This window comes from Actinokineospora pegani, from assembly GCF_009745975.1.
Lineage (GTDB): Bacteria > Actinomycetota > Actinomycetes > Mycobacteriales > Pseudonocardiaceae > Actinokineospora > Actinokineospora pegani.
Window position 1 is genome coordinate 34,519 of sequence record NZ_WHOL01000070.1, and the last position, 24,263, is coordinate 58,781.

Genomic DNA, 24,263 nt, shown 5'->3' on the forward strand with positions numbered 1-24,263 from the left:
CGCCGCAAGCGGTCCACGGCTTCCGAGCCGTCAGCCCCGGTGGACCAGGTGCAGGTCGGCGATGGCGCCCCTGGCGTGCAGGTCGAGGAACAGGTCGGCCACGTCCGGGTCGAACTGGGTGCCGCGCGCCACCCGGATCTCCTCGCGCGCCCGGTCCACCGACATCGCGGGCTGGTAGGGCCGCTCCGAGCGCATCGCCGCCCACGCGTCGCACACCGCCACGATCCGCGCCTCCACCCGGATGTCGCGCCCGGCCAGGCCGTCGGGGTAGCCGCGGCCGTCCCAGCGCTCGTGGTGCTGGCGGATCACGTGCGCCACGCCCAGGTGCCCGGGCAGCAGCGCGGCCATCCGGAACCCGTGCTCGGGGTGGCGGCGCATCAGCTCCCACTCCTGCTCGGTCAGCTCGTCCGGCTTCACCAGCACCGAGCGCGGCAGCAGCACCTTGCCCACGTCGTGCAGCCGCCCGGCCAGCTCCGCGCGCCGCACCAGCTCCGCGTCGTAGCCGCACTCCTTGGCCAGCATCCGCGACCAGCGCGCCACCGAGCGGCTGTGCCCGTGGTCGTCGAGCAGGTCGTCGACGGCGTCGGCCACCAGGTGCAGGTACTCCGACCCGCCCAGCTCCGGATGCTCGCGCGGGTGCTGCTGCGGATGCTCGGGCAGCGGCGCGTCGCTGGCCACCACGACCCGGTCGCGGCCCGCGGCCTTGGCGCTGTAGAGCGCGCGGTCGGCGATGGCGACCAGCTCGGCCGGGGTGGTCCCGTGGGTGGGGTGGCGCGCGGTGCCGATGGACACCGTGACCGCCACCCACTGCCCCTGGTCGACCACGATCGGCGCGCTGGCGACCTGCTCGCGCAGCCGGTCGGCCAGCGTGTGCAGGGTCTCGCCCTCGGCCCCCGGCACGATGAGCGCGAACTCCTCGCCGCCGTAGCGGGCCAGCACCTCGCCGTCGCGCACCGTCGAGCGCAGCCGGGCGGCGATCTCGACCAGCACCCGGTCACCCGCGGGGTGCCCGTACCGGTCGTTGATCGTCTTGAAGTGGTCCACGTCGATGATCAGCACGGCCACCGAGGACCGCGCCCGGCGTGCCCTGGCCATCTCCAGCGGTAGCTGCGCCTCGAAGAACCGGCGGGTGTGCAGGCCGGTGAGCGCGTCGGTGATCGCCAGCTTGCGCTGGTCGGACACCAGGATGCCGAGCCGGGTGATCGTGAGCAGGAACAGCACCGCGCACGCGCCCGCCACGACGGGGACGTCCCGCAGCGTCGACGTGTAGTACTGCACCACCAGCACGGTGGGGGCCAGCAGCGCCGCCCCGGCCAGCAGGGCGATCCGCGGCGGGCTGAGCGTGCCGTCGCGCACCGGGGCCCGGTCGCTGACCCGCGCCATCGTCGGGTGCAGCGCCGCCGCGCCCATGACCAGGTTGCCGGTCAGCCAGATCGCGTCGAGGAAGTTGCCCGCCGAGTAGACGCCCATGACCTGCTGGGCGACGTAGATGGTGTCGGCGGTCAGGATCAGCGCCAGCCAGGCCACCAGCAGCAGGAACGCCGTGGGCCGCGCGCCCGCGCCCAGCAGCAGGCCCAGGCCCACGGTCAGCAGCGCCAGGTCCATCACCGGGTAGCCCACCGACGCCAGCTCCGCCAACAGCGAGCCGCCGCGCCTGCTCTGCGGCCCGATCAGGTAGACCCAGGACAGCATCGCCGCCACCACGGCCAGCGTCGCCGCGTCCAGCAGCCCCGGCACGTCGCGCCCGGGGGTCCGGCGGCGGATGAGCAGGATGACGCCGAGCACGGCCATCGGGTAGTGGCCCAGGTAGAACAGGTCGGCCCAGGCCGGGAACGCGGTGACCCCGATGAGGTAGTGCGAGACGTAGAAGACGGTGTCGGCGGTGAAGTAGGTCAACTGGCTCGCGCCCAGCAGCGCCCACGGCAGCCTGCTGCCCGGTTTCGCCCGGCGCGCGCCCCAGCACACGGCCACGCCCGCGGAGCCGCTGAGCGCGCAGTACAGCACGACCTTCGCCGGGAAGCCGCCGATGAACAGCGGGACGAAGAAGTACGCGACGACCAGCGCGAGGCCGGCCAGCAGGTACACCAGCCACGTGCCTCGCGCCGCCCGGTCGGCGCCGCTGCGTGTCTCCATCACCCCGGATCTCCCCGGTGGCCCACCGTCGGCCGCCGTGAACTGTCGGCAGACAACGATCATGCCGCATCCGGCTCGGGCGCCGAGCCAGAACCGGCGGTATCCGGCGAATCACCCGATTGGCCCAGCAGCATGACACAGGACGAGCGGTCCGCGCACCGTCCTCGGCTCCCCTGCGGGGTGGGAGGACCGGGCAGGAGGCGTTCCGGGATCCCGCCGGGGCGGTCCACGCCGCCCGGCAGGCGACCCCACCCCGCGCGGACGCCGCGCCGGGGGTGGGGCGGACGTCAGGCGCCCGCGGGCGCCGGGACGCGCACGGTCGGGGCCTCGGCGGCCCGCGCCTCGGCCTCGGCGCAGCGGCGCACGGTCTGCGCCTCGCGCTCGGCCAGCTCGGTCAGGGTCTGCTCGGCCAGGGCGTTGAGCTCCGCGCGCGCCTCAGCCCGCGCGGTGTCGAGTTCGGCGCGCAGCTCGGTCAGGACCTCTTCGCGGACCTCGGCCCGCGCCGCGGCCTCGACCTCAGCCCTGACCTCGGCGGTGACCTCGGCGCGGATGCGCGCGCGCTCGGCCTCGACGTCCAGGTCCGGCTCGGCCGGACGGGAGGCGCGCAGGGCGGCGACGTCGCCGGTGGCCTTGGCCCGCTCGGCGGCCAGCGCGTCGCTGACCCGGTTCCACTCGGCGGAGATGGCCGCCTCCGCCTCCTCGTGCCGGGCGGCGATCTCGGCGCTGGTCTGCCTGCGCTCCTCGGTGAGCCGGGCCTTGGCCGCGGCGATCTCGCGCTCGACCCGGTCGCGCTCGGTGCTCAGCACCCGCTCGGCGGCGGCGGTCCGGTCGGCGAGTTCGACGTCGGTCTGGGCGTGCCGGGCGTCGACGGCGGCCTCGGCGTCGCGGCGCAGCTCGGCGATCTCGGCCTCGGCCCGCTCGCGCACGGTCTCGATCTCGGCCTCGACCTGAGCGCGCAGCTCGTCGAGCTCGACCCGCCGTGCGGCCAGCGCGGCCGCGGCCTCGCGGCGCTGCTCGTCGAGGTCGGCGAAGGTGTTCTCCACCTCGGCCTCGGTCTTGGCGCGCAGTTCGGCCAGCTCGGTGAGGGTCTGCCTGCGCTCCTCGTCCAGTTCGGCGTCGTGCCTGCGGCGCTCGTCGGCCAGGGCGGCCCGGGTGCCAGCCGCCTCGAGCCGGACCGTCGAGAGCAGCTCGGCCGCCTCCTCGCGGGCGATCTCCACCATCCCGGCCAGGCGCTCGGTGAGCGACTCCGCCGACAGCGGCGCGCGCCGGATGCGGGCGAGTCGTCCGCGCAGCACCTGGTTCTCCTGGCTCAGCGCCGTGACATCGGCCACGAGCGCGTTCGCCACCCGCTCGTGCCGCGCCGCCGACGCGCGCAGCTCGGCCAGTGCGCGATCCACCTGACCCCGGTGGTAGCCCCGCCACGAGCTGTCGAAAGCGCCCATGATCGTCTCCTTCCCGGGTGGTGGATCTTTTCCTTTATTACCAGTATTTTTCCCCGAAAGCGACCAGCTCAAACGTCGACCGCCCCCGGATGATCCACAAAGGACGACACAACGCCGCTGCTGGGAACACCGCGGCGGGTGGGGCCGTCGATGTGGGCGCTGTCGGCCCTGTCACTCAATCGTCACAACGGCGCCGACGCGGGCGGGGTTCCCGCCCGGCGTCGCGTCCACGTGGTGGGACGTGCCGCCCGGGCACGTCGATCCGGTGTCGCGTCGACTCTTGCTCAATCCGTTACGGGTTGGAAGGCCGATCGTTGTCGGGATTGTCACTAGTCGCGCGTTAGTCGGAGTTCGAGACCGATCCCGTTGCCGGGGAATGAATTCCCGCCACCGCCCACCGCGCGGAAGCGCGGTGGGCAATCGTGATCATCTGATCACTCTGCGTCCGCGGCGGAGGTCCGCGGGGACTCCGGTGATCTACGCTGACCCCGCCCGGATGCCAGCGGAGGGAAGAGAAGGCGATGACGCGGTCGGCGAGTGAGTTATTGGCGGGCGCCCAGCGCGACCTGATGCCCGGCGAGCACGACAACCTGTTCGTGCCCAAGGTCGCCGACGGCACCGCCTCGATCGCCTCGCTGCGGGCGTTGGCGGCCGAGGAGCTGCGCATCGTGCCCAGCGACTGGCGCACCTTCCTCACACTGGCCGCGCAGGCCACCGACCCCGCGGCGCGCGAGGTGTTCGCCGCCCTGGCGGGGGGCGAGGGGGTCGCCCTGGCCGGGCTGCGCGACTTCGCCACCGCGATCGGCCTGGACCCCGACGCGGAGCACGAGCCGCTGCACGGCTGCCAGGCCTACCCCTCCTACCTGGCCTGGCTCGCGCTCAACGGCAACCCCCGCGACGCCCTGCTGGCCATCCTGGGCAACTTCGCGGCCTGGGGCGGGTACTGCGCCACGGTCTCCGCGGGCCTGCGCGAGCACTACGGCCTCGACGGGGACGCCACCGCGTTCTTCGACCTCTTCGCCACACCGGTTCCCGAGTTGGAGGCGGGGTACGCCCGCGCCCTGCAGGAGGCGCTCGACGCGGGGTGGACCCCCGAGCGGGCGATGGGGTACGGCCGCCTGCTCCAGGGCTATGAGCTGATGTTCTGGAACACCCTCGCGGGCATCTCGTGACACGCGGTGTGACTTCACGGTAAAGGGCCGCCGAGAAATCCTCGATAAACCGTCGGTATGGCCATCCCCGCGCGCGGTGCGGCGGTGTCGATCGCCACTCGCCGCGCCGGTCGCCGGGTAAACGAGGAAGCTTCGAGCACGTCGTGGGCTAACCCGGTCGTGTCGTTCCGGATTTGCCGGGCGAGTCGGCTTTGCCGGTGAATGCTTCTTGCTGCTAACTTTTGGTCCACACCGAACTGCCGGTTCCACGCTAACGTGCTCACACGAGGTGCCCTCATGGCTCAGAAGACAATTGTCCAGCTCTTTGACGACCTGGACGGCTCCACTGGTGACGACATTCGCTCCGTCGAGTTCAGCCTGGACGGGGTGCGCTACGAGATCGATCTGACCGAGGCGAACGCGAACCGCCTGCGCGACGAGTTGGCCGAGTACATCGACGCCGCCCGCCGCACCGGCGGCCGCATCAAGCGCAACGCCGCCCCGGCCGCGGTCGCCAAGGCCGGTGGCGAGGCCCGCTCCAAGGAGCAGACCAAGGCCATTCGCGACTGGGCGCGCCAGAACGGCCACGAGATCTCCGAGCGCGGGCGCATCCCGTCCGCGGTCGTGGAAGCTTTCGAGGAGGCGCACACCAGCAAGCCCAAGGGCGGCCGGTCGGCGAAGAAGGCCACTTTCTCCGGCTGACCCACTCGGGCACCGAGCAGTCACGGGCGCGGCCGTCCCCGGAAATCCGGGGACGGCCGCGCCCGTTTTCGCGCTTGACCGCCGCGGCCCGGCGGCCGACTTATTCCCCCGGCCCGCGTATTGCCTGCCGTGGTCGGGGCGGCCGATCGGAACGCGGCGCGGTGGCCGCCGTCCGGGTGAACCGGACGGGCGGCGATCCGGGCGGTCGCGGGCGCGGTGGCGACCAATCGGGCACATCGCGACCAGCACTCGGGCATGTGTCACCCATCACGTGGAATGACGACGCAGGTCAGCCCCGTGGCCCGCGGGGATTTCGGGCACCACTCGGCCGCTCGGGCAGTGCTTCTCCGGGTTGTTCGGGCGTGGGTCCGGTGCTACTCATAAGCGGTGCCCGAGCGGGCACACCGGTGACCGAGCAGGCACTCGGCTGGTCGGTCCCAGCGGCGGGAGGTGACGTGCAAGCCGAAGAGCGCAAGCGCCGCATCCTGGCCAGGGCCCGCACCGACGGCCGGGTCGAGGTCATGGACATGGCGGCGGAGTTCGCCGTCGCCCCCGAGACCGTGCGCCGCGACCTGCGGCTGCTGCACGAGCACGGCCTGGTGCGCCGCACGCACGGCGGCGCGCTGCCGGTGGAGAGCGCCGGGTTCGAGACCGGTCTGGCCTCGCGGGCGGTGTCCAAGGTCGCCGAGAAGCGGCGGATCGCCCAGGTGGCGGCCGAGCGCGCCGATGACGCCGAGACGATCTTCGTCGACGAGGGGTTCACCCCGCAGTTGGTCGCCGAGGCGCTGCCCACCGACCGCCCGCTCACCGTCATCACCGCGTCGCTGCCCACCGCCGCCAGCCTGTCGACCTCCCCGCTGACCACCGTGCTCATGCTCGGCGGCCGGGTGCGTGGGCGGACGCTGGCCACCGTCGAGCACTGGGCGGTGGCCATGCTCGGTGAGATGGTGATCGACCTGGCCTACATCGGGGCCAACGGCATCTCCCGCGAGCACGGCCTGACCACCCCCGACCCGGTGGTCGGCGCGGTCAAGGCGCAGGCGGTCAAGGTCGCCAGGCGCCGGGTGTTCGTCGGGGTGCACACCAAGTTCGGGGTGGCCAGCTTCAGCCGGTTCGCCGGCGTCCCCGACTTCGAGACGATCGTGACCGACTCGGGGCTGCCCGCCGCCGAGGCGCACCGCTACGCGGCCCTGGGCCCGAAGGTGCTGCGCACCTAGGCCCACCGCGACGACCACAACTGTCCATGGGCACCGCGAACCCCAGCGGTGGCCACGGTGGAGGACGGCCGTGCTCGGCCGGGAGGAAGGGAAGCCGATGAGGTCTCACCTGCGGTTCGCCGCCGCTGTCGCGGCGGCCGGTCTCACAGCGGCCGCGTGCAGCGGCGCCGGGGGCGGCGGGTCGTCCGACGACGCCCAGTCGATCAACGTCCTGATGGTCAACAACCCGCAGATGGTGGACCTGCAGAAGCTGACCGCGGACAACTTCACCAGGGACACCGGGATCACGGTCAACTTCACCGTGCTGCCGGAGAACGACGTCCGGGACAAGATCAGCCAGGACTTCTCCAGCCAGTCCGGCCAGTACGACGTCGCCACCATCTCCAACTACGAGACGCCGATCTACGCCAAGAACCAGTGGCTGGCGCCGCTGGACGACTACGTCGAGGGCGACCCCGCCTTCGACCAGGCCGACATCCTGCCGCCCATCGCCGAGTCGCTCAAGGCCGAGGACGGCAAGATCTACGCCGAGCCGTTCTACGGCGAGGCCTCGATGCTGATGTACCGCAAGGACGTCCTGGAGGCCAAGGGCGTGCGGATGCCCGCCAAGCCGACCTGGCAGCAGGTCGCCGACATCGCCGCCCGGGTCGACGGCGCCGAGGCGGGGATGAAGGGCATCTGCCTGCGCGGCCTGCCCGGCTGGGGCGAGCTGATGGCCCCGCTGACCACCGTGGTCAACACCTTCGGCGGCACCTGGTTCACCGAGGACTGGCAGGCCCGGCTGAACTCCCCGGAGTTCAAGGAGGCCACGAACTTCTACGTCGACCTCGTGCGCGAGCACGGCCAGCCCGGCGCCGCGCAGTCCGGCTTCGCCGAGTGCCTCAACTCGATGACCCAGTCCAAGGTCGCCATGTGGTACGACGCCACCTCGGCCGCGGGCCAGCTCGAGGCCGACGGCTCCCCGGTCAAGGGCAAGCTGGGCTACGCCCAGGCCCCGACGGTGCGGACCGAGGCCTCGCAGTGGCTCTACACCTGGGCGTTCGGCGTGCAGAAGGCGTCGCGGAAGCAGGACGCGGCCTGGAAGTTCATCTCCTGGGCCTCGGGCAAGGGCTACGAGGAGCTCGTCGGCGACACCCAGGGCTGGGCGAAGGTGCCCGACGGCAAGCGCTCCTCCACCTACGCCAACCCGGACTACCTGGCCAAGGGCGGCTCGTTCGCCAAGTCGGTCGAGGAGGCGATCAAGGGCGCCAAGCCCGACGACCCCGGCGTCCAGCGGCGCCCGGCGCCGGGCATCCAGTTCGTCGGCATCCCGGAGTTCACCGACCTGGGCACCCAGGTCTCGCAGCGGGTCAGCGCCGCCATCGCGGGCGGCAAGACCGTCGACGAGGCGCTCGAGGAGAGCCAGGGCCTGGCCGAGAAGGTCGCCGAGAAGTACCGCAAGTAGCCGACCGGGAGAGGGGAGCGACATGGCGCTCGAGACCGCACCACCGCCCACCCGCGCGGGCGCGTCGTCGACGGGGCGGTCCGGCCCGGGCCTGGACCGGGCCGCCCGCTGGGCGCGGCGGGCGCCGCTGCTGCCCGCGCTGATCTTCACGATCATCGTCACCCAGTTGCCGTTCCTGGCCACGCTGGGCATCTCGTTCCTGCGGTGGAACCTGTCGGACCCGGACGACCGCGGCTTCGCGGGGCTGGACAACTACGCCGCGGTCTTCTCCGACCCGGCGCTGCGCGACTCGGTGGTCAACACGGTCGTGCTCACGGCCGTGGTGGTCGTGGTCAGCCTCGTGCTCGGCCTGGGGCTGGCCCTGCTGCTGGACCAGAGGTTCTTCGGCCGCGGCGCGGTGCGCACCATGCTCATCGCGCCGTTCCTGGTCGTGCCGGTCGCGGCGGCGCTGCTGTGGAAGCACGCGCTGTTCAACCCCGAGTTCGGCCTGCTCAACGGCGGGCTCACCTGGCTGGGCGGGGTGTTCGGGTTCGACGCCCCGCAGCCGGAGTGGATCAGCGACATGCCGCTGACGGCGGTCATCGTCTCGCTGGTGTGGCAGTGGACGCCGTTCATGATGCTGATCCTGCTGGCCGGGCTGCAGTCGCGGCCGATGGACGTGGTCGAGGCCGCCGCGATCGACGGCGCGACCGGGTTCCAGGTGTTCCGCCACCTGACCTTCCCGCACCTGCGGCGGTACCTGGAGCTGGGCGGGCTGCTCGGGTCGATCTACATCGTGCAGAACTTCGACGCCGTGTTCACCATCACCGGGGCCTCGCTCGAGGCGGCGAACCTGCCGTACCAGATCTACCAGACCTTCTACAAGGCCCAGGACTACGGCCGGGCCTCCGCGGCCGGTGTCGTCGTGGTCGTCGGCTCGATCATCATTGCGACGTTCGCGCTGCGCACGGTGTCGTCGCTGTTCAAGGCCGAGGAGGGCCGATGAGCACCACGACCGCTGAGCCCGCCGCGCGGGCCAACCCGACCAGGAGGGCGTGGCGGCCCTGGGGCGTGATCGCCTGGGCCAGCGCGCTGGTCTTCGCCGCCCCGGTGCTGTGGATGGTGCTGACCTCGCTGCACAGCGAGCCCGACGCCGCCACCAACCCGCCGTCGCTGCTCGCGCCGCTGACCCTGGACGGCTACGCCGACTTCTTCGGCGGCATCGGCGGCGCGGGCCCGTGGCCGCCGCTGGTCAACTCGTTCAGCGCGAGCATCGGCTCGACCGTCATCGTGCTGCTGCTGGCCATCCCCGCGGCGTACGCGCTGAGCATCAAACCGGTGGAGAGGTGGACCGACGTCCTGTTCTTCTTCCTGTCCACCAAGATGCTGCCGGTCGTGGCCGGGCTGCTGCCGATCTACCTGGTGGCGCAGTTCAGCGGCATGCTCGACAACATCTCCTTCCTGACGCTGCTCTACACCTCGATGAACCTGCCCATCGCGGTCTGGCTGATGCGCTCGTTCCTCGCCGAGGTCCCCAGGGAGATCCTGGAGGCCGCGGCCATCGACGGCGCCGGGCTGATCACCACGCTGCGGCGGGTGGTGGCGCCGATCGCCATGCCCGGCATCGCCGCCACCGCGCTGATCTGCTTCATCTTCAGCTGGAACGAGCTGCTGTTCGCCCGGGTGCTCACCGGGGTGGTCGCGGGCACCGCGCCGGTGTACCTCACCGGCTTCGTCACCAGCCAGGGCCTGTTCCTGGCCAAGGTGTGCGCCGCGGCCGTGGTCGTGTCCCTCCCGGTGCTCATCGCCGGGTTCGCCGCCCAGGACAAGCTGGTCCAGGGCCTCTCGCTGGGAGCTGTGAAATGAAGGCCGCTGTCATCACCGGGATCGGCTCGGTGGAGGTCACCGACGTGCCCGACCCCACCCCGGGCCGTCGCGACGTCGTCGTCGACGTGGCCGCCTGCGGCATCTGCGGCACCGACCTGCACATCCTCCAGGGCGAGTTCGCGCCCACGCTGCCGATCGTGCCCGGCCACGAGTTCGCGGGCGTGGTCGCCGAGACCGGCTCCGAGGTCACCGAGCTGCGCGTGGGCGACCGGGTGGCCGTCGACCCGTCGCTGTACTGCCACGAGTGCCGCATGTGCCGCGACGGCCGCAACAACCTGTGCGAGCGCTGGAACGCCATCGGCGTGTCCAAGCCGGGCGGGGCGGCCGAGTACGCGGTGGCCCCGGTCGCCAACTGCGTCAAGCTCCCCGACCACGTGCGCACCGAGGACGCGGCCCTGATCGAGCCGCTGTCCTGCGCCGTGCGCGGCTACGACGTGCTGCGCGCCAAGATGGCCAGCCGGGTCCTGATCTACGGCTCCGGCACCATGGGCCTGATGATGCTCCAGCTCGGCAAGCTCACCGGCGCCTCGTCCATCGACGTCCTCGACCTCAACGACGAGCGCCTCAAGACCGCCGTGCGGCTGGGCGTCACCAACACCGCCCACACCGCCGACGAACTCGACAACCCCCGCGGCTGGGACCTGGTCATCGACGCCACCGGCAACGAAAAGGCCATCCAGGACGGTCTGGGCCGGGTCGCCCCCGGCGGCACCTTCCTCCAGTTCGGGGTGTCGGACTACTCGGCCCGGGTCACCATCGAGCCCTACAAGATCTACAACCAGGAGATCACGATCACCGGCTCGATGGCCGTCCTGCACTCCTACGAACGAGCCGCCGACCTGTTCGCCACCGGCGTCCTGGACCCGGACGTCTTCATCTCCGACCGCATGCCCCTGGCGGACTACGCCGAGGCCCTGGACAAGTTCCGCAACGGCGTCGGCCGCAAGATCCAGGTCCTCTGCTGACCCCCGGCGGGGCCCGGCCATAGTCCGCCGGGCCCCGCCGGTCCCACTCCGCGGCGGAGGGCGGGCGCGGGCGCTCTCGCCGTGTGGTCTGCTGTGCGGGTGAGCGGCGTGCGCCCAGGGCGGTACGAGGTCCGGTTCGGGGTCCTGGAGGTGCAGCAGGACATCGACCGCGACAACGGGTGGCTGCTGTCGGTCGGTGGGGTGGCCCAGTCCTACCTCGACCTCGACGACCCCACCCACCTCGAGTTCGACTACACGCGGCGGATCGGCGACGTGCTCGACCTGCTGCGCCCCGGCCCGCTGGACGTGCTGCACGTCGGTGGCGGCGCGGGCACCCTCGCCCGCTACGTCGCGGCCACCCGGCCCGGCTCGGCGCAGCGCGTCGTCGACGCCGACGACCTGCTGGTCTCCGTGGTGGACGAGCTGTTCGGCCTGCGCGCGCTGCCCGGTGTCGAGGTCGAGGTGGCCGACGGCAGGCAGGCGCTGCGCGCGGCGGCCCCGGCCAGCCGCGACGTGGTGGTGCTCGACGCGTTCGAGCGGGCGGCGGTGCCCGCCGGGATGATCACCGTGTCCGCCGTCGAGGACGTCGCCGGGGTGCTGCGCCCGGGCGGGGTGTGCGCGCTCAACGTCACCGACGGGCCCGGCCTGCCCTTCGCCCGCCGGGTCGTGGGCACCCTCGCCGAGGTCTTCGACCACGTCGTCCTCGTCGGCGAGCCCGCGGTGCTGCGCGGCCGCCGCTTCGCCAACCTGGTCCTGGCCGCCTCCGCCGCCCCGCTGCCCACCGCCGGCCTGGCCGGTCGGGCGGCGGGCGCGCCGTTCCCGGCCAGGGTGGTCGACGCGGCGGACATCGACCAGTGGCGCGGCGCGCCCATCCTCGACGGCGACCAGGTCGGCGGCCCGCAGCCGCCACCAGGCCTGTTCGCCTGAGACCCGCGCGGGCGTTTGAGCGCCCGCCCGCCGGGCACCCGCGTGCATGGAGCAGACGGCTGTCCTCGACGTCGACGGCACCCTCGTCGACACCAACTACCACCACGCCATCGCCTGGCACCGGGCTTTCCGCAAGCACGGCAGGACGGTGCCGGTGTGGCGGCTGCACCGCGCGATCGGCATGGGCGGTGACAAGTTGGTGCCCGCGGTGGCCGGGATGGACTTCGAGCGCGCGTTCGGCGACGAGGTCCGCTCGGCGTGGGAGGCGGAGTTCGACGCCGTCATCGACGAGGTGCGCCCCTTCGACGGCACCCAGCGGCTCCTGGAGACGCTCGAGGAGCGCGGCTACCGGATCGTGCTCGCCACCTCCGGCAACCCCAAGCACGTCGACCACTTCCTGACCCTGCTCGACGCCTCGGCCTACCCGCACACCACCTCCGACGACGTCGACGACACCAAGCCCGCCCCCGACCTGCTCCAGGTCGCCCTGGCCAAGGTCGGCGCCACCGGCGGCGTGGCGCTGGGCGACTCCGTCTGGGACTTCCACGCCGCCACCAAGCTCGGCCTGCGCTCGGTCGGCCTGCTCACCGGCGGCACCGCCGAGTCCGAGCTGACCGCGGCGGGCGCGGAGGCGGTCTACCCGTCGGTGATCGAGCTGGTCGCCGACCTGGACACCAGCCCGTTCGGCCGGGGCTGAGCCGCCCGGACGAGCCCCCGCGCCTGCGGGACCGCGCCACTGCCGGGCCACGGCCCCGAGGGCGGTTCGCGCGGTGTTCACCACCTGCTCCACCACGATCCGCCGGGAGTGCCGCTCACGTTCCGGGCAGCCAGTAGGTAGCCTCGCTGGCGTAGGTCGGGAGGGGGAGCACGTGCATCCGGTACAGGTGGGAGACCCGGAACGGGTCGGCGCTTACGCGGTTCGGTCCAGGCTCGGCCAGGGCGCGATGGGCACGGTCTACCTGGCGACGTCGCCGGGTGGGCGGCCGGTCGCGCTCAAGGTGGTGCGCGCCGAGCTCGCGGGCGACCCCGAGTTCCGCGACCGCTTCCGGCAGGAGATCTCCGCCGCCCGGGCCGTCGGCGGCTTCTGGACCGCCGCCGTCGTCGACGCCGACCCCTCGGCCCCGCGCCCGTGGCTGGCCACCGAGTACGTGCCCGGCCCGACCCTGGCCGACGCCATCGACCGGCACGGCGCGCTGCCCGAGGCCGCCGTGCTGCGCTTGGCCGCGGGCCTGGCCGAGGCGCTGGCCGCCATCCACGCCGCCGGGCTGCTGCACCGCGACCTCAAGCCGTCCAACGTGCTGCTCGCCTCGGACGGCCCCCGCGTCATCGACTTCGGCATCGCCAAGGGCGTGCGCGGCGCCGCCGCCGACCTGACCGGCACCGGCCTGGTCGTGGGCACCCCCGGCTTCCTGTCCCCGGAGCAGATCGAGGGCGGCGCGGTCGGCACGCCCAGCGACGTGTTCGCCCTCGGCTCGGTCCTGGTCAACGCCGCGACCGGCCGCGGCCCCTTCGGCGACACCGGCCTCGCGGCGACCCTCTACCGGATCGTGCACGGCCAGCCCGACCTGGAGGGCATGCCCACGCGCCTGCGCGCGGTGGCCTCGCGCTGCCTCAACCCGCGCCCCGAGCTGCGCCCCACCCCCGACGACCTGCTCGACGAGATCGGCCACCCCGAGCACGCCGACTGGCTTCCCGGGCCCGTCCGCGAGTTCGTCGAGGAGCACCGAACCCGGATGCTCGCCCCCGTGCCCCGCCCCGGCACCCGCCAGCACACCGGCGTCGCGGACTCGGCCCCGCCTGCCGACCCGGGCCTGTGGACGACCGATCGCACGACCAGCGCCATTCCCGGCGACGGTGAGAACCGGGGGACCCCCGGGCGGGACGATCCTGGTTCGGGCCCGTTCGGCGCCGTCTCGCCACCGGTCGACGAGGAAGAGCGGCGTCGGGACGTGGAGCGGGCGGAGGAAGTCGCCAGGGCTTGGGGGGTCGGGCGCGGACGCGGTGGCGCGCCTTCGGGGGTGGCAGGCGGCGGGGTGACCGGGGCTGCGGCCGTGTCGGGCCAGGTGCCGGTCGTCGGTCCGTCAGAGAGTGCCGCGGTGGCTGTGCCCGTCGCGAAGGCGGGTGCGCTGGGCGAGGTCGTCGACGCGGTCCGGCGGTGGGTGGACAAGCCCGCCGGGGAGGACAGGCCCGAGCAGGGGCGCGGCGCGGTGTCGAACGCGGTGCCCGTGGTGGCCGCCGAGGTCGGCCGGGGCGAGGGGTGGCGGCGCGGGGTGCCGCCCCGGCGCCGGGAGTTCCGCAGCGGGCGGTTGCGCGCGCTCTGGTGGGGGCTGGTCGGTTCGCTGGGCGCCGTGATCTGCCTGGCGACGGCGGTGAGCGCGTACGGCGGCAGGCACCCCAGCGTGCAGGGGCCGGTGCTGGCGCTCGCGGTCGTGTTCGGGATGATCGGCTTGGCGGGCCTGTGGGGCGGCCTGCGGCCCAAGACGGTCATCGAGGTCGACGAGCGCGGCATCGCGGTCCGCCGCCCGGGCCGCCGGGAGCGCTACGACTGGCGCGAGATCGCGCGGGTCGAGGTGGGCCGGGGCGGCAGCCCCTGGCTCCTCGTCTGGACGACCCGGGACGGCGGCGGCCGCAAGCCCGCCAGGGCAGCCCAGGTCGCCCCGTGGCGCGGCGGCCGCAGGCGCAAGCGCGACGTCGCGGATCTGCGCGCGGCCCTCACCTGGTACGGCGGCTCACTGCACGCCGCCAAGGAGATCGAGCCCGCCAAGCGCTAGGTCGTGTTTCGGAAGTCCATTCGATGAGAGTCGGGACCACCCCGGCGCGGCTATCGCGGACAGCGGCTTTCGAAACACGACCTAGACCGCCTCGGTCCGCACCGTTTCCTCGGTGATCCCGAAGAGGTGGTCGACCCCGGTGATCTCCATGACCCTGGCCAGCTTGACGTCGATGGTCGAGACGGTCAGCGCGGCGCCCGCCGACGCGGCCGTGCGCTGCGCGGAGATCAGCGTGGACAGGCCGGTGGAGTCGCAGAACACGAGGTTGCCCAGGTCGAGGGTGAGCGTGTCACCCGCGCGCAGTTCCAGGTCGCGCAGCAGTGTGTCGAGGTCGGGGGAGTTGGTGTAGTCCAGATCCCCGGACAGCGCGATCCGTTGCCCGTCAGTGCTCGCGTGGTGCGTGATAGTCAGCGGCGAGTCCGTGATCACCATGTCACTCCCTACGTTGGTCACCACGCACGTACCCGGAGTGCGCGCATACTACGCAAACCGCAGGTCAGACCCCCTTCGGGCGACTCCGGCCAGGCTTATGACGCGACCCGGACCCCGGTGGCGTGCCGCAGGGACCCGCTGGAGTCGAGGTGGACTGCGGCCTGCTGGGCGCCCCGCGCGTCGTCGACGCGCGGGGCGTCGGCGGTCCGCACGGTGAAGGTCTGCCTGCCCGCCAGGTGTGGGAACCGGGCCGCGAGGTCGCCGCCGAGCACCCCGGACGGCGCCAGCCGCAGCACCTTGCCGCCCTGGACCTGGCCGTCGACGACCGCGATGCCGCCCGCCGGGTCGTAGCGGACCTGGTAGCCGTCGGTTGCCACGGCCGGGATGTCCCAGACCAGGGTGTCCCGGTCGACCCAGGCGGCCGTGGCCTGGGACAGGTCGGCGTCGGCGGCCGGGGCGGTCGACGGCGGCAGCACGAACGAGGCGGTCCCGTCGGAGCGCGCCGACCCGGACACGAACCACACCTCGTGTCCGGTGCCCGCGACGTCGAGGAACTGGTCGGGGCCGGGGTCCTTGGCGTCGCCCCGGTGGATGATGTTGCTCAGCCCGGTCGCGCCCGGGGCCAGCGGCACCGACCACACCACGCCGAACCCGTCGGCGCCGTCCGGTGGCCGCGACCGCGTCCAGCCCGGGCTGGGCTCCAACGACCCGGTCCAGTGGTAGAGCGTCCAGTCCGCGTAGTCGCCGTCCGGCCGGTGGTAGTGGATGACGGCCCGGTTCTCCGCCGCCGCGCGGCTGGCGAAGACACCGTCGCCGGAGACCCACGCCGACCCGGAGGTCAGCCTGCCCGACACCCCGCCCACCACCGTGAAGTCCAGCGGCACCGCCGTCGTCGGCACGACGGCGAACGACCCGAAGTCGTCACTGCCCGACAGCGGGTAGTCCTGCCCGTTCGCGCGGACGGCCGTGCCCGGCGTGCCCGGGGCGACGTGCACGACGGCCTGCCCGGTCGCCGCCACCTCCGAGCCGAACTGCTCGGCCGCGCCCTGCCTGAGCCACACCTGCGGGGTCGCGGCCGGGTCGACGAGCCGGTCGCCGCCGTCCTTCTCCTCGCCCTTGTGCGTGATCAGCCCGACCTGCCGGGCCCCCGGCTTGAGCTTGACCCACGCGAACCGCCCGAACGCCGTCTCCCCGGCGAACGGCAGCGGCGCCGCCCAGTCGGTCGGCGACGCCACGTCGCCCCACACGTGCAGGCCCCAGCCGTCGAAGTCGCCCGCGGGCCGCGCGTAGTGCACCACCAGCCACTCCGGGCTCTGCCCCACCCCCGGCCCCGCGGGCGGCGCGGCCCCCAGCACCAGCGTCGCGCCATCGGCCCCCAGCCTGCCCACGGCGTCCTTGGCGACCACCCGCAGCTCGACCTCCCCGCCCACCGCCGCGCCGGGCAGCGCGGCGATGTCGGCGAACACCCGGTAGGGCGCGGCGTCGTCGGTCCCCAGCACCGTCCAGTCCCGGTTGCCCGCCACCCTCGCGGCGAAGGTGGCCTGGGCGAACGGCGAGGTGATGCCGTCGGCGCGGACCTCCACCCGGCCGTCGAGCACGGTCCCGACGGCGGGCGCGACCAGGGTCGGGGTCGGCTTCGCCGCCTTGGCCCTGTCCAGCGCGACGAACGAGAGCACCGACATCGGCGGGATGGTCACCCGCACCTCGCCGTCGGCGGCGACGGGACCGGGCCCCGCCTGGGGGAACTCGGTGCGGTAGGCGCGGGAGGACGCCGGGATCTCGACCGTCGCCGCGGCGGCGCCCGAGTTGGCGACGACCAGGTGCTCGCGCTGGTCGTTCTCGGTCGAGCGGCTGAACGCGATCACGTCGCCCTGGCTGTGGCGCAGGGTCTGGTTGCCCTCGGCCCACACCCGGTCCCGGTCGACGAACCGCGCCAGCTCGGCGAGCTGCCGGTAGAGGGGGTGGGCGGTGTTGAAGTTGTCCACGGCCCCGGTGCGGTCGCCGCCGATGAGCCGTTCGCCCGCGAACTCCGGCGTCGTGCTGCCGAACATCGACTGGCGGGCGAGCTTGTCCCCGCCGCCGCCCGCGAACCCCTGCTCGTCGCCGTAGTAGACGACGGGGTTGCCGCGCCACAGGTACATCAGCGCGTTGCCGAGCTTGAGCCGGTCGAGCAGCTCCCGCTCGGGGATGCCCGCCGCGCGCAGCATCCAGGCCATCCGGCCCATGTCGTGGTTGCCGAGGAAGGTCGGCAGCGAGGAGGCGTTGGAGTCGGCGTCGGTGTAGCGGTCGTCGTCGGTCAGGACCTCGGCCAGCCGGGCCGAGCCCTTGCCGGACAGGAAGTCCAGCGCGCCGCTCTGGAACGGGAAGTCCAGTGTGGCCTGCATGCGGCCCTCGGTGGTGTACCGGGAGGTGTTGGCGGCGGAGGAGTCGTAGACCTCGCCGAAGACGAAGAAGTCCCGCTTGCCCCTGCTCTTCGCGTACGCCCGCACGTGCGGTGCGAGCGCTTGCCAGAACTCCATGTTGACGTGCTTGACGGTGTCGACCCGGTAGCCGTCGATGCCGAGGGTGTCGATCCAGTGGGTGAAGATCCGCTTCATGCCCTCGACGACCACCGGGTTCTCGGTCATCAGGTCGTCGAGGCCGGAGAAGTCGCCGTACTCGGTGGACTCGCCGCTGAACGTCGAGTCGCCCCGGTTGTGGTAGAGCGCGGGGTCGTTGAGCCAGTCCGGCACCTTCTTCGGCGACCCGGGCCGCACGACCGGGGTGTACGGGAAGGACTTCGCCGGGTCGAGCTCGGGGAAGCCGGGCCTGCCCGCCGCCGCCTTGATGTCGACGACGTCGCCCCGCGCGTCGAGGTAGGGCGAGGCGCCGGTGGAGATGTAGTCGCTGGAGCCCTCGGTGTACTCGATGATGTCGGCGGTGTGGTTGGCGACGATGTCGAAGAAGACCTTGATGCCGCGCCGGTGCGCGTCGCGGATGAGGGCCCGCATGTCGGCCGTGGTCCCGAAGTGCGGGTCGAGCCGGGTGAAGTCGGTGGTCCAGTAGCCGTGGTAGCCGGCTGAGGTGTCCGCGCCGCTGCCCTGCACCCACTGGTTGGCGAACATGGGCGTCATCCACAGCGCGGTGATGCCCATGCCGTCCAGGTAGTCCAGTTTGGACCGCAGGCCGGCCAGGTCGCCGCCGTGGTAAAAGCTCTTGTCCGCCGGGTCGTACCCGGTCTTGAGCCGGTCGGGGTCGTTCGTGCCGCCCCGGTCGTTGCGCGGGTCGCCGTTGGCGAACCGGTCGGGCATGACGAAGTAGAACCGCTCGCCGCGCAGGTCCGCGCGCAGCGCGTCGCCTGCCAGCCGCCGGTCGTGCCTGCCCACCCCGGGCGCGGTGTCGACCACCGACGCCACCGCCAGCCCCGGCCCCGGCCCCGCGGGCGGCTGCGCCGTCGCGCCGAGCACCGTGACCGGCAGCAGCGCCACCGCCGCGGCCATGGCGAGAACGCCCCGAGGACCCATGCCGACCTCCCTGTCGCGCGCCCGCAGGTGGGCGAAACGCACGAAACCACGGGAGCCGCGGTGCGGGATAGACCCGTTCGGGCGCTCTCGACCCCTGCTTTCCCACGCGCGGCGGGCAGGCGCCCGCCAGGACGGCGGCGGGCCGCCCCTGGTGTCAGGGACGGCCCGCCGGGTCTGCTGCGCGCGTGTTACGCGGTGGTGCGCTTGCGGCGCGAGTACCAGAACGCGCCCGCGCCCGCGCCGAGCAGCGCCACGCCGCCCAGGGTCATCGGCAGGATGCCGCTGGCGCCGGTGGAGGCCAGGTCGCCGTCATTGGCGACCGGGGTGATGGCGGGGGTGCTGGTGGTCGGGGCGCCGCTGCCGTCGCCGGGGGCGGTGGTCGTCGACGGGTCGGTGGACGACGGGGTGTCCGTGCTGTCCGGGGTGTCGCCCGGGCCGTCGGTGTCCGGGGTGTCGCCCTTGGTGGTGGTGGGCGTCGTGGTCGGGTTGGTGTCGTCGTCGCCGCCCCCTCCGCCGTTGCCGGTGCCCCCCGAGCAGGTGGCCTGGGAGAGGATGATCTCGCCCGCGCCGAGCTGCTTGAGCTTGCCGCCGAGGAAGGACACCCGCAGCGCGTTCACGGTCAGGGTGCCGTCCTCGGCGGTGACCTGCTCGTCCAGGACCACCGTGGCCAGGTCCGCGACGTTGATCTTGCCGCGCGCGGCGACGTCGATCTTGTGCCCGAGCAGGGTGACCCCGGCCAGCGTGGACTTGCCGGTGGTCTTGCCGCCCTCGGTGGTGCAGGTGGCGCTGACGACCTCCGCCTTGAGGATGCCCATCAGGTCCACGTCGGCGATGCTCGCCGCGCTGGTCAGGACACCACCGGTGAGGGTGGACTCGGCGTTGATCACCTTGGCGTGCACGCCGAGCTTGTCCAGATCCGCCTTGACCAGCGACTTGTCGCCGCCCGCCGGGTAGGTCGCCTGGGGGACGGGGCCGAGCTGCACCTGTGCGACGCCGAGGCCCTGGGCCTGGATCGACAGGGCGAAGGCACTGCCCTTCGGACCGCCCTCGGCGACCGCGAGCGGCGCGGTGAGCGCGGTCAGGGCAGCGGAGCCCGCGATGGTGCAGGCGAGCGCGAGCGCACGGGAACGGTGCACGGTGTTTCTCCAAGCTGGGGACCGAATGGGGGTGGGTGTGCGTCAGAATGGCGGTACGCCCGCGCCCCCGGCAAGTTTCAAACCGTGACCTTTTCCGGCGTGGATGCGGTATGACGCAACAGGAGCCCGTCCGGAGTCCACAATTCCGCCTATCGGGATAGACCCGAGTGGACATCCTTCGAACAGCACGCGTGGTTTCGGCGCCGACACCGGGTGCGACGTGTCGCATATCACTGTCCTGGAAAAAGTTCGAGGCGGCGGGGCTGTAACGCCCCCGCCGCCTCGACAGATAAAGCCCTGATCTACTTCACGCCGCCCGCGGTGAGGCCCGCGACGATCCGGCGCTGGAACAGCAGCACCAGGATCACCAGCGGGATGGTCACGATCACGCCCGCGGCCATCTGCGCGCCGAAGGGGGTGTCCCGGCCGTACTCGCCGGTGAACTGGCTGATGATGACCGGTGCGGTCTTGAGCCCCTTCTCGTTGACCACCGACAGCGCGATGATGAACTCGTTCCAGGCCGCGATGAACGTGATGATCGCGGTGGTGAACACGCCGGGCGCGGCCAGCGGCAGGATCACCTTGCGGAACGCCTGCGCCGGGGTGCAGCCGTCGATCTGCGCCGCCTCCTCCAGCTCCGTGGGCATCTGCCGGAAGAACGTCGTCAGGTTCCACACCGCCAGCGGCAGCGCGAAGCTCATGCTGGGCACGATCATCGCCTGGTAGGTGTTGATCCAGCCGATCGAGCTGAACAGCTCCAGCAGCGGCACCAGCAGCGAGATGGTGGGGAACATCGAGGTGATCATCACGATGCCCAGCACCACGTTCTTGCCCCGGAAGTCCAGCCGCGCCAGCGCGTAGGCGGTCAGCGTGCCGATCAGCAGCACCAGCACCGTGGTGATCCCGGCGACCAGGAAGCTGTTCAGCAGCGCCCGCAGGAAGCCGTTGTTGTCGGCGAACGCCGCGGTGTAGTTCTCGATCGAGAACGGGGTCGGGACCGGCGAGTCGGCGAAGATGTCGTTGGTGCGGCGCAGGCTCGACACCAGCATCCAGTAGAACGGCGACAGGCAGTACAGCACGATCAGCCCGATGCCCGCGTAGGGCAGCCACCACCACCAGGCCCGGTCCTTGGCCGCGGCGGGCGACGTGGAGACCTCCTGCGGTGTGGGGTCCAGTGTGGTGCTCATCGGCCCTTCTTCCCCGCGCGGGTGCCCAGCACGTCGGCGCCGAGCAGCTTGACGAACACGAACGCCACGACCGCGACGTAGAGGAACAGGAACACCGAGTACGCCGAGGCGGGCCCGTACTTGCCGAACTTCACCGCCTCCTCGTAGGCGATGACGGTGATCGTGTCCGTGGCGTCCTTGCCCGGACCGATCAGGGTGAACGGCAGGTCGAACATGCGCAGCGTGTCGAGGATGCGGAACAGCACCGCCACCAGCAGCGTCGGCTTCACCAGCGGCAGCGTGATCGCCCAGAAGGTCTTCCACGGCGAGGCCCCGTCGAGCTTGGCCGCCTCGTAGACCTCGTTCGAGATGACCTGCAGCCCGGCCAGCACCAGCAGCCCGATGAACGGCGCGGTCTTCCACGTGTCGGCGATGACCACCGCGACCCAGGCCTGGAAGCCGTCGGTCGTCCACAGGATCGGCGTCTCCAGGTCCAGCACCTTGTTCACCACGCCGTCGGCCTGGAAGATCCAGCGCCACAGCAGACCGGCGATCGCGGTCGGCACCGCCCACGGCACCAGGATGGCGGCCCGCACCAGCGCCCTGCCCTTGAACGCCCGGTGCATCACCAGCGCCATCAGCACACCGAGCACGACCTCGATCGAGACCGCGACGACGGTGAACGAGGTGGTGTTGAACAGCGCGTTGCGGAAGCGGTCGCCCGCGTCCCCGACGAGCATGTCGGTGAAGTTCTCCAGGCCGACGAACGTCTCGCCCTGCTCCAGCAGACCCGTCTCCGGGTCGATGCCGTCCTTCTTCTGGTAGAAGGCGAGCCGGAAGGCCGCCAGGACCGGGTAGGCGACCACCAGCGCCAGCACCAGCATGGTGGGCGTGACCAGCGCGGCGGCGAGCCTGCCCGCGCCCGCCCTGCGGCTCTGCCTGGGCGGTGGCGGCGAGGGTGTCGGCGGGGCCTCTGTGGTTGTGGACATGGCTGTCTCCAGCGGTCGTGCGGGAAGTGCGGGGACGGGAACGGGGCCCCGGCCTGCTTCGCCGGGGCCCCGTTCGGCCGAACTACTGCTTGGTCAGCTCCTCGAGCTTGCCCTGGAGGCTCTTCAGCGCGTCCTCGCTGCTCGTGGTCCCGCCCATGGCGTCGTACACGGCCGACTGGATGGCCGTGGACACCTCCTGGTACTTGACCACCGCGGGGCGCTTCTCCGCCTTCTCGATGCTCTTCTTCAGCTCGACCAGGTAGGGGAACTTCTCCACCAGGGCCGGGTCGTCGTAGAGCGCGGCCCAGGTCGGGGCCTTGGAGGTCTTCTCCAGGTTGGCCCGCTGCTGGTCCTCGCCGACCAGGAACTTGATGAAGTCGACCGCGGACTTCTTGTTCTTGGCGAACTTCGACACCGCGTAGTTGTGCCCGCCCAGGGTCGAGGCGCCGGGGCCGTCGAGGCCGGGCAGCGGGGCGACGGCGAACTTGCCCGCCACCTGCGACGAGCCGTCGGTGGCGCTGGCCTTGGCGTACTGGTACGGCCACTGGCGGTGGAACAGCAGCTCACCGGCCTGGAAGGCGCGGCGGCCCTCCTCTTCCTTGTAGGTGCGGGCCGCGGCCGGGATCTGGCCCGACTTGACGCCCTCGACCAGGAAGTCCAGGCCCTTCTTGGCCTCGGGGGTGTTGACGTTGGGCTTGCCGTCCTCGCCGACGACCACGCCGCCCGCGGAGTTGACCGCCTCGGAGAAGTTGACCGTCAGGCCCTCGTACTTCTCGAACTGACCGGCGTAGCACTGCAGGCCCGGGTTGGTGGGCTGGATCTTGCCGCAGGCGTCGGTGAGCTCGGCCCACGTCGTCGGCGGCGTGAGGCCCGCCGCGTCGAGCAGGTCCTTGCGGTAGTAGAGCAGGCCGCCGTCGGAGTCGACCGGCACGCCGTAGAGCTTGTCGAAGTACTTGGCCGTCTCCACGGTGGTGGGCAGCAGCTTGTCGAGCGGGAACTCCGACTCGGGGAGCTGCTCCACCCACTGGTTCGCCGCGAACTCGGCGGTCCAGATCACGTCCAGGTTGAGCACCGTGTACGCGTCGGACTGCGTCTGCGCGTTCTGCACGAACTGCTGGCGCTGCGCGTCGGCGTCCTCGGGCAGCTCGATGAGGGTCGCCTGCTGATCGGGGTGGCTCTTGTTCCACTCATCGATCTGGTTCTGCAGGTTGCCCGACAGGTCCTTGCCCGTCACGAAGCTGATGGGGCCGACGCCCTCCAGCGCGGCGGGGGTGTTCCCCGCCCCGCCGTCGGGCGAACCGGAGTCCGACGAACCGCACGCGCTCACGCCCAAGACAAGGGCGGCCGCGAGCGCGGCACCGCGTAAGACGCGACCTTGCGTTACCACGACGCCTCCATAAGTGTGTCGAGACAGGACCGCATGGGGGCGTACTCCACGCCCAGCCCTGCTCAGTGTTAAGCGGACTGTTCCCGCATGTGGCCGACAAGGGAACTGGCTTCGGATCGTCGTTACCGTTTCGAGACTGAATCGACCGCAGACCCGACATGCTTTTGCGGAAAACGTTGCAAGTCCCTGGTGCGGCTGTGCGCCGTCCGGCATATTGGGCCAATCCCGGGGTCGCCGCCGCCACCGCGCCCGCCCCGGGCCGCCCATCGCCGAGCACGGAGGAACAACCGACATGGCCGAGGTCCGCTACGAGTCGGCGTCCAGGATCTACCCGGGGAACCCGCCGGTGCGCGCGGTCGACGGGCTCGACCTTGAGGTTGCCGACGGGGAGTTTCTCGTGCTGGTTGGTCCGTCCGGGTCGGGTAAGTCGACCGCGTTGCGGATGCTCGCTGGGTTGGAGGATGTCAACGAGGGCACGATCCGTATTGGTGAGCGGGATGTGACGAATGTGCCGCCGAAGGGGCGGGATATCGCGATGGTGTTCCAGTCGTATGCGTTGTATCCGCACATGACTGTTGCTCAGAACATGGGTTTCGCGTTGAAGTTGCAGGGGTTGCCGAAGGTGGAGATCGCGGCGAAGGTGCTGGAGGCGGCGCGGCTGCTGGATCTGGAGAAGTTCTTGGAGCGCAAGCCGAAGGCGCTTTCCGGTGGGCAGCGGCAGCGGGTGGCGATGGGGCGGGCGATCGTGCGGGATCCGGCGGTGTTCTTGATGGATGAGCCGTTGTCGAATTTGGATGCGAAGTTGCGGGTGGAGACGCGGGCGAACATCGCTGCGTTGCAGCGTCGGTTGGGTACGACGACGATTTATGTGACGCATGATCAGGTTGAGGCGATGACGATGGGGCATCGGGTGGCGGTGCTCAAGGATGGGTTGTTGCAGCAGTGTGACACGCCGCGGGCGTTGTATGACCGGCCTGCGAACGCGTTCGTGGCGGGGTTCATCGGCTCGCCCGCGATGAACCTCGTCGAGGT

General features: G+C 72.0%; 19 protein-coding genes. 11 read left to right on the forward strand and 8 right to left on the reverse strand.

From position 1 onward, the window contains the following. Positions 1-30 precede the first annotated feature (30 nt). The gene (locus GCL84_RS10760) at positions 31-2,133 is read right to left on the reverse strand and encodes a diguanylate cyclase (protein WP_156755277.1); all 2,103 of its coding nucleotides are present in this window, start codon (positions 2,131-2,133) and stop codon (positions 31-33) included. Positions 2,134-2,420: 287 nt separating this feature from the next. Continuing rightward, positions 2,421-3,575, reverse strand: coding sequence for a coiled-coil domain-containing protein (locus tag GCL84_RS10765; protein ID WP_156755278.1), 1,155 nt, complete (start codon positions 3,573-3,575; stop codon positions 2,421-2,423). Between the two features lie 521 nt (positions 3,576-4,096). On the opposite strand from GCL84_RS10765, the gene GCL84_RS10770 reads away from it, so the two are divergent. The 10 genes from GCL84_RS10770 (at position 4,097) to GCL84_RS29205 (ending at position 14,618) form a co-directional block, all read left to right on the forward strand. Further along, positions 4,097-4,747, forward strand: a complete 651-nt coding sequence (locus tag GCL84_RS10770) for a thiaminase II/PqqC family protein (RefSeq protein WP_156755279.1) — start codon at positions 4,097-4,099, stop codon at positions 4,745-4,747. A gap of 276 nt (positions 4,748-5,023) precedes the next feature. Continuing rightward, positions 5,024-5,428 carry a histone-like nucleoid-structuring protein Lsr2 gene (locus tag GCL84_RS10775; protein ID WP_156755280.1) on the forward strand — a complete coding sequence of 135 codons (405 nt, stop codon included), beginning with the start codon at positions 5,024-5,026 and terminating at the stop codon, positions 5,426-5,428. Positions 5,429-5,883: 455 nt separating this feature from the next. Beyond that, positions 5,884-6,645 carry a DeoR/GlpR family DNA-binding transcription regulator gene (locus GCL84_RS10780; RefSeq protein WP_156755281.1) on the forward strand — a complete coding sequence of 254 codons (762 nt, stop codon included), beginning with the start codon at positions 5,884-5,886 and terminating at the stop codon, positions 6,643-6,645. Between the two features lie 97 nt (positions 6,646-6,742). Further along, positions 6,743-8,089, forward strand: coding sequence for an ABC transporter substrate-binding protein (locus GCL84_RS10785; RefSeq protein ID WP_156755282.1), 1,347 nt, complete (start codon positions 6,743-6,745; stop codon positions 8,087-8,089). 22 nt (positions 8,090-8,111) lie between these two features. Beyond that, positions 8,112-9,074, forward strand: coding sequence for a carbohydrate ABC transporter permease (locus tag GCL84_RS10790; RefSeq protein ID WP_156755283.1), 963 nt, complete (start codon positions 8,112-8,114; stop codon positions 9,072-9,074). Next, a complete protein-coding gene (locus tag GCL84_RS10795) occupies positions 9,071-9,934 on the forward strand; it encodes a carbohydrate ABC transporter permease (RefSeq protein ID WP_156755284.1) in 864 nt (287 codons plus the stop codon). The genes GCL84_RS10790 and GCL84_RS10795 overlap by 4 nt, the downstream gene beginning before the upstream one ends. Further along, positions 9,931-10,920, forward strand: a complete 990-nt coding sequence (locus GCL84_RS10800; protein WP_156755285.1) for a zinc-dependent alcohol dehydrogenase family protein — start codon at positions 9,931-9,933, stop codon at positions 10,918-10,920. Before GCL84_RS10795 ends, GCL84_RS10800 begins: the two co-directional genes overlap by 4 nt. A gap of 99 nt (positions 10,921-11,019) precedes the next feature. Beyond that, on the forward strand, positions 11,020-11,847 hold the full coding sequence (locus GCL84_RS10805; protein WP_235926143.1) for a spermidine synthase: 828 nt from the start codon (positions 11,020-11,022) through the stop codon (positions 11,845-11,847). Between the two features lie 46 nt (positions 11,848-11,893). Continuing rightward, on the forward strand, positions 11,894-12,544 hold the full coding sequence (locus GCL84_RS10810; RefSeq protein WP_156755286.1) for an HAD family hydrolase: 651 nt from the start codon (positions 11,894-11,896) through the stop codon (positions 12,542-12,544). A 187-nt stretch (positions 12,545-12,731) separates the two neighbouring features. Continuing rightward, the gene (locus GCL84_RS29205) at positions 12,732-14,618 is read left to right on the forward strand and encodes a serine/threonine-protein kinase (RefSeq protein ID WP_235926144.1); all 1,887 of its coding nucleotides are present in this window, start codon (positions 12,732-12,734) and stop codon (positions 14,616-14,618) included. Positions 14,619-14,699: 81 nt separating this feature from the next. Here GCL84_RS29205 and GCL84_RS10820 read toward each other — a convergent pair whose 3' ends face one another. From GCL84_RS10820 to GCL84_RS10845, 6 genes are all read right to left on the reverse strand, one after another. Continuing rightward, the gene (locus GCL84_RS10820; protein WP_156755287.1) at positions 14,700-15,050 is read right to left on the reverse strand and encodes an STAS domain-containing protein; all 351 of its coding nucleotides are present in this window, start codon (positions 15,048-15,050) and stop codon (positions 14,700-14,702) included. Between the two features lie 95 nt (positions 15,051-15,145). Continuing rightward, positions 15,146-18,553, reverse strand: coding sequence for an alpha-amylase family glycosyl hydrolase (locus tag GCL84_RS10825; RefSeq protein ID WP_197523158.1), 3,408 nt, complete (start codon positions 18,551-18,553; stop codon positions 15,146-15,148). A gap of 188 nt (positions 18,554-18,741) precedes the next feature. Next, positions 18,742-19,689, reverse strand: a complete 948-nt coding sequence (locus GCL84_RS10830) for a choice-of-anchor P family protein (RefSeq protein ID WP_156755288.1) — start codon at positions 19,687-19,689, stop codon at positions 18,742-18,744. Between the two features lie 302 nt (positions 19,690-19,991). Beyond that, a complete protein-coding gene (locus tag GCL84_RS10835) occupies positions 19,992-20,876 on the reverse strand; it encodes a carbohydrate ABC transporter permease (RefSeq protein WP_156755289.1) in 885 nt (294 codons plus the stop codon). Then, the gene (locus tag GCL84_RS10840) at positions 20,873-21,844 is read right to left on the reverse strand and encodes a carbohydrate ABC transporter permease (RefSeq protein WP_156755290.1); all 972 of its coding nucleotides are present in this window, start codon (positions 21,842-21,844) and stop codon (positions 20,873-20,875) included. The genes GCL84_RS10835 and GCL84_RS10840 overlap by 4 nt, the downstream gene beginning before the upstream one ends. Before the next feature lie 82 nt (positions 21,845-21,926). Beyond that, entirely contained in the window at positions 21,927-23,171 is a 1,245-nt protein-coding gene (locus GCL84_RS10845) for an ABC transporter substrate-binding protein (RefSeq protein WP_235926145.1), read from the reverse strand. Between the two features lie 352 nt (positions 23,172-23,523). On the opposite strand from GCL84_RS10845, the gene GCL84_RS10850 reads away from it, so the two are divergent. Then, the coding region (locus tag GCL84_RS10850) for an ABC transporter ATP-binding protein (protein WP_156755292.1) at positions 23,524-24,263 on the forward strand (740 nt) is incomplete at its 3' end.

What these genes read in the sequence shown, in the direction of transcription:
- GCL84_RS10775 (WP_156755280.1), top strand. Translation starts at nt 5,024, where the DNA reads ATGGCTCAGAAGACAATTGTCCAGCTCTTTGACGACCTGGACGGCTCC.
- GCL84_RS10765 (WP_156755278.1), bottom strand. Translation starts at nt 3,575, where the DNA reads ATGGGCGCTTTCGACAGCTCGTGGCGGGGCTACCACCGGGGTCAGGTG.
- GCL84_RS10770 (WP_156755279.1), top strand. Translation starts at nt 4,097, where the DNA reads ATGACGCGGTCGGCGAGTGAGTTATTGGCGGGCGCCCAGCGCGACCTG.
- GCL84_RS10795 (WP_156755284.1), top strand. Translation starts at nt 9,071, where the DNA reads ATGAGCACCACGACCGCTGAGCCCGCCGCGCGGGCCAACCCGACCAGG.
- GCL84_RS10785 (WP_156755282.1), top strand. Translation starts at nt 6,743, where the DNA reads ATGAGGTCTCACCTGCGGTTCGCCGCCGCTGTCGCGGCGGCCGGTCTC.
- GCL84_RS10790 (WP_156755283.1), top strand. Translation starts at nt 8,112, where the DNA reads ATGGCGCTCGAGACCGCACCACCGCCCACCCGCGCGGGCGCGTCGTCG.
- GCL84_RS10825 (WP_197523158.1), bottom strand. Translation starts at nt 18,553, where the DNA reads ATGGGTCCTCGGGGCGTTCTCGCCATGGCCGCGGCGGTGGCGCTGCTG.
- GCL84_RS10835 (WP_156755289.1), bottom strand. Translation starts at nt 20,876, where the DNA reads ATGAGCACCACACTGGACCCCACACCGCAGGAGGTCTCCACGTCGCCC.
- GCL84_RS10840 (WP_156755290.1), bottom strand. Translation starts at nt 21,844, where the DNA reads ATGTCCACAACCACAGAGGCCCCGCCGACACCCTCGCCGCCACCGCCC.
- GCL84_RS10810 (WP_156755286.1), top strand. Translation starts at nt 11,894, where the DNA reads ATGGAGCAGACGGCTGTCCTCGACGTCGACGGCACCCTCGTCGACACC.
- GCL84_RS10800 (WP_156755285.1), top strand. Translation starts at nt 9,931, where the DNA reads ATGAAGGCCGCTGTCATCACCGGGATCGGCTCGGTGGAGGTCACCGAC.
- GCL84_RS10820 (WP_156755287.1), bottom strand. Translation starts at nt 15,050, where the DNA reads ATGGTGATCACGGACTCGCCGCTGACTATCACGCACCACGCGAGCACT.
- GCL84_RS10760 (WP_156755277.1), bottom strand. Translation starts at nt 2,133, where the DNA reads ATGGAGACACGCAGCGGCGCCGACCGGGCGGCGCGAGGCACGTGGCTG.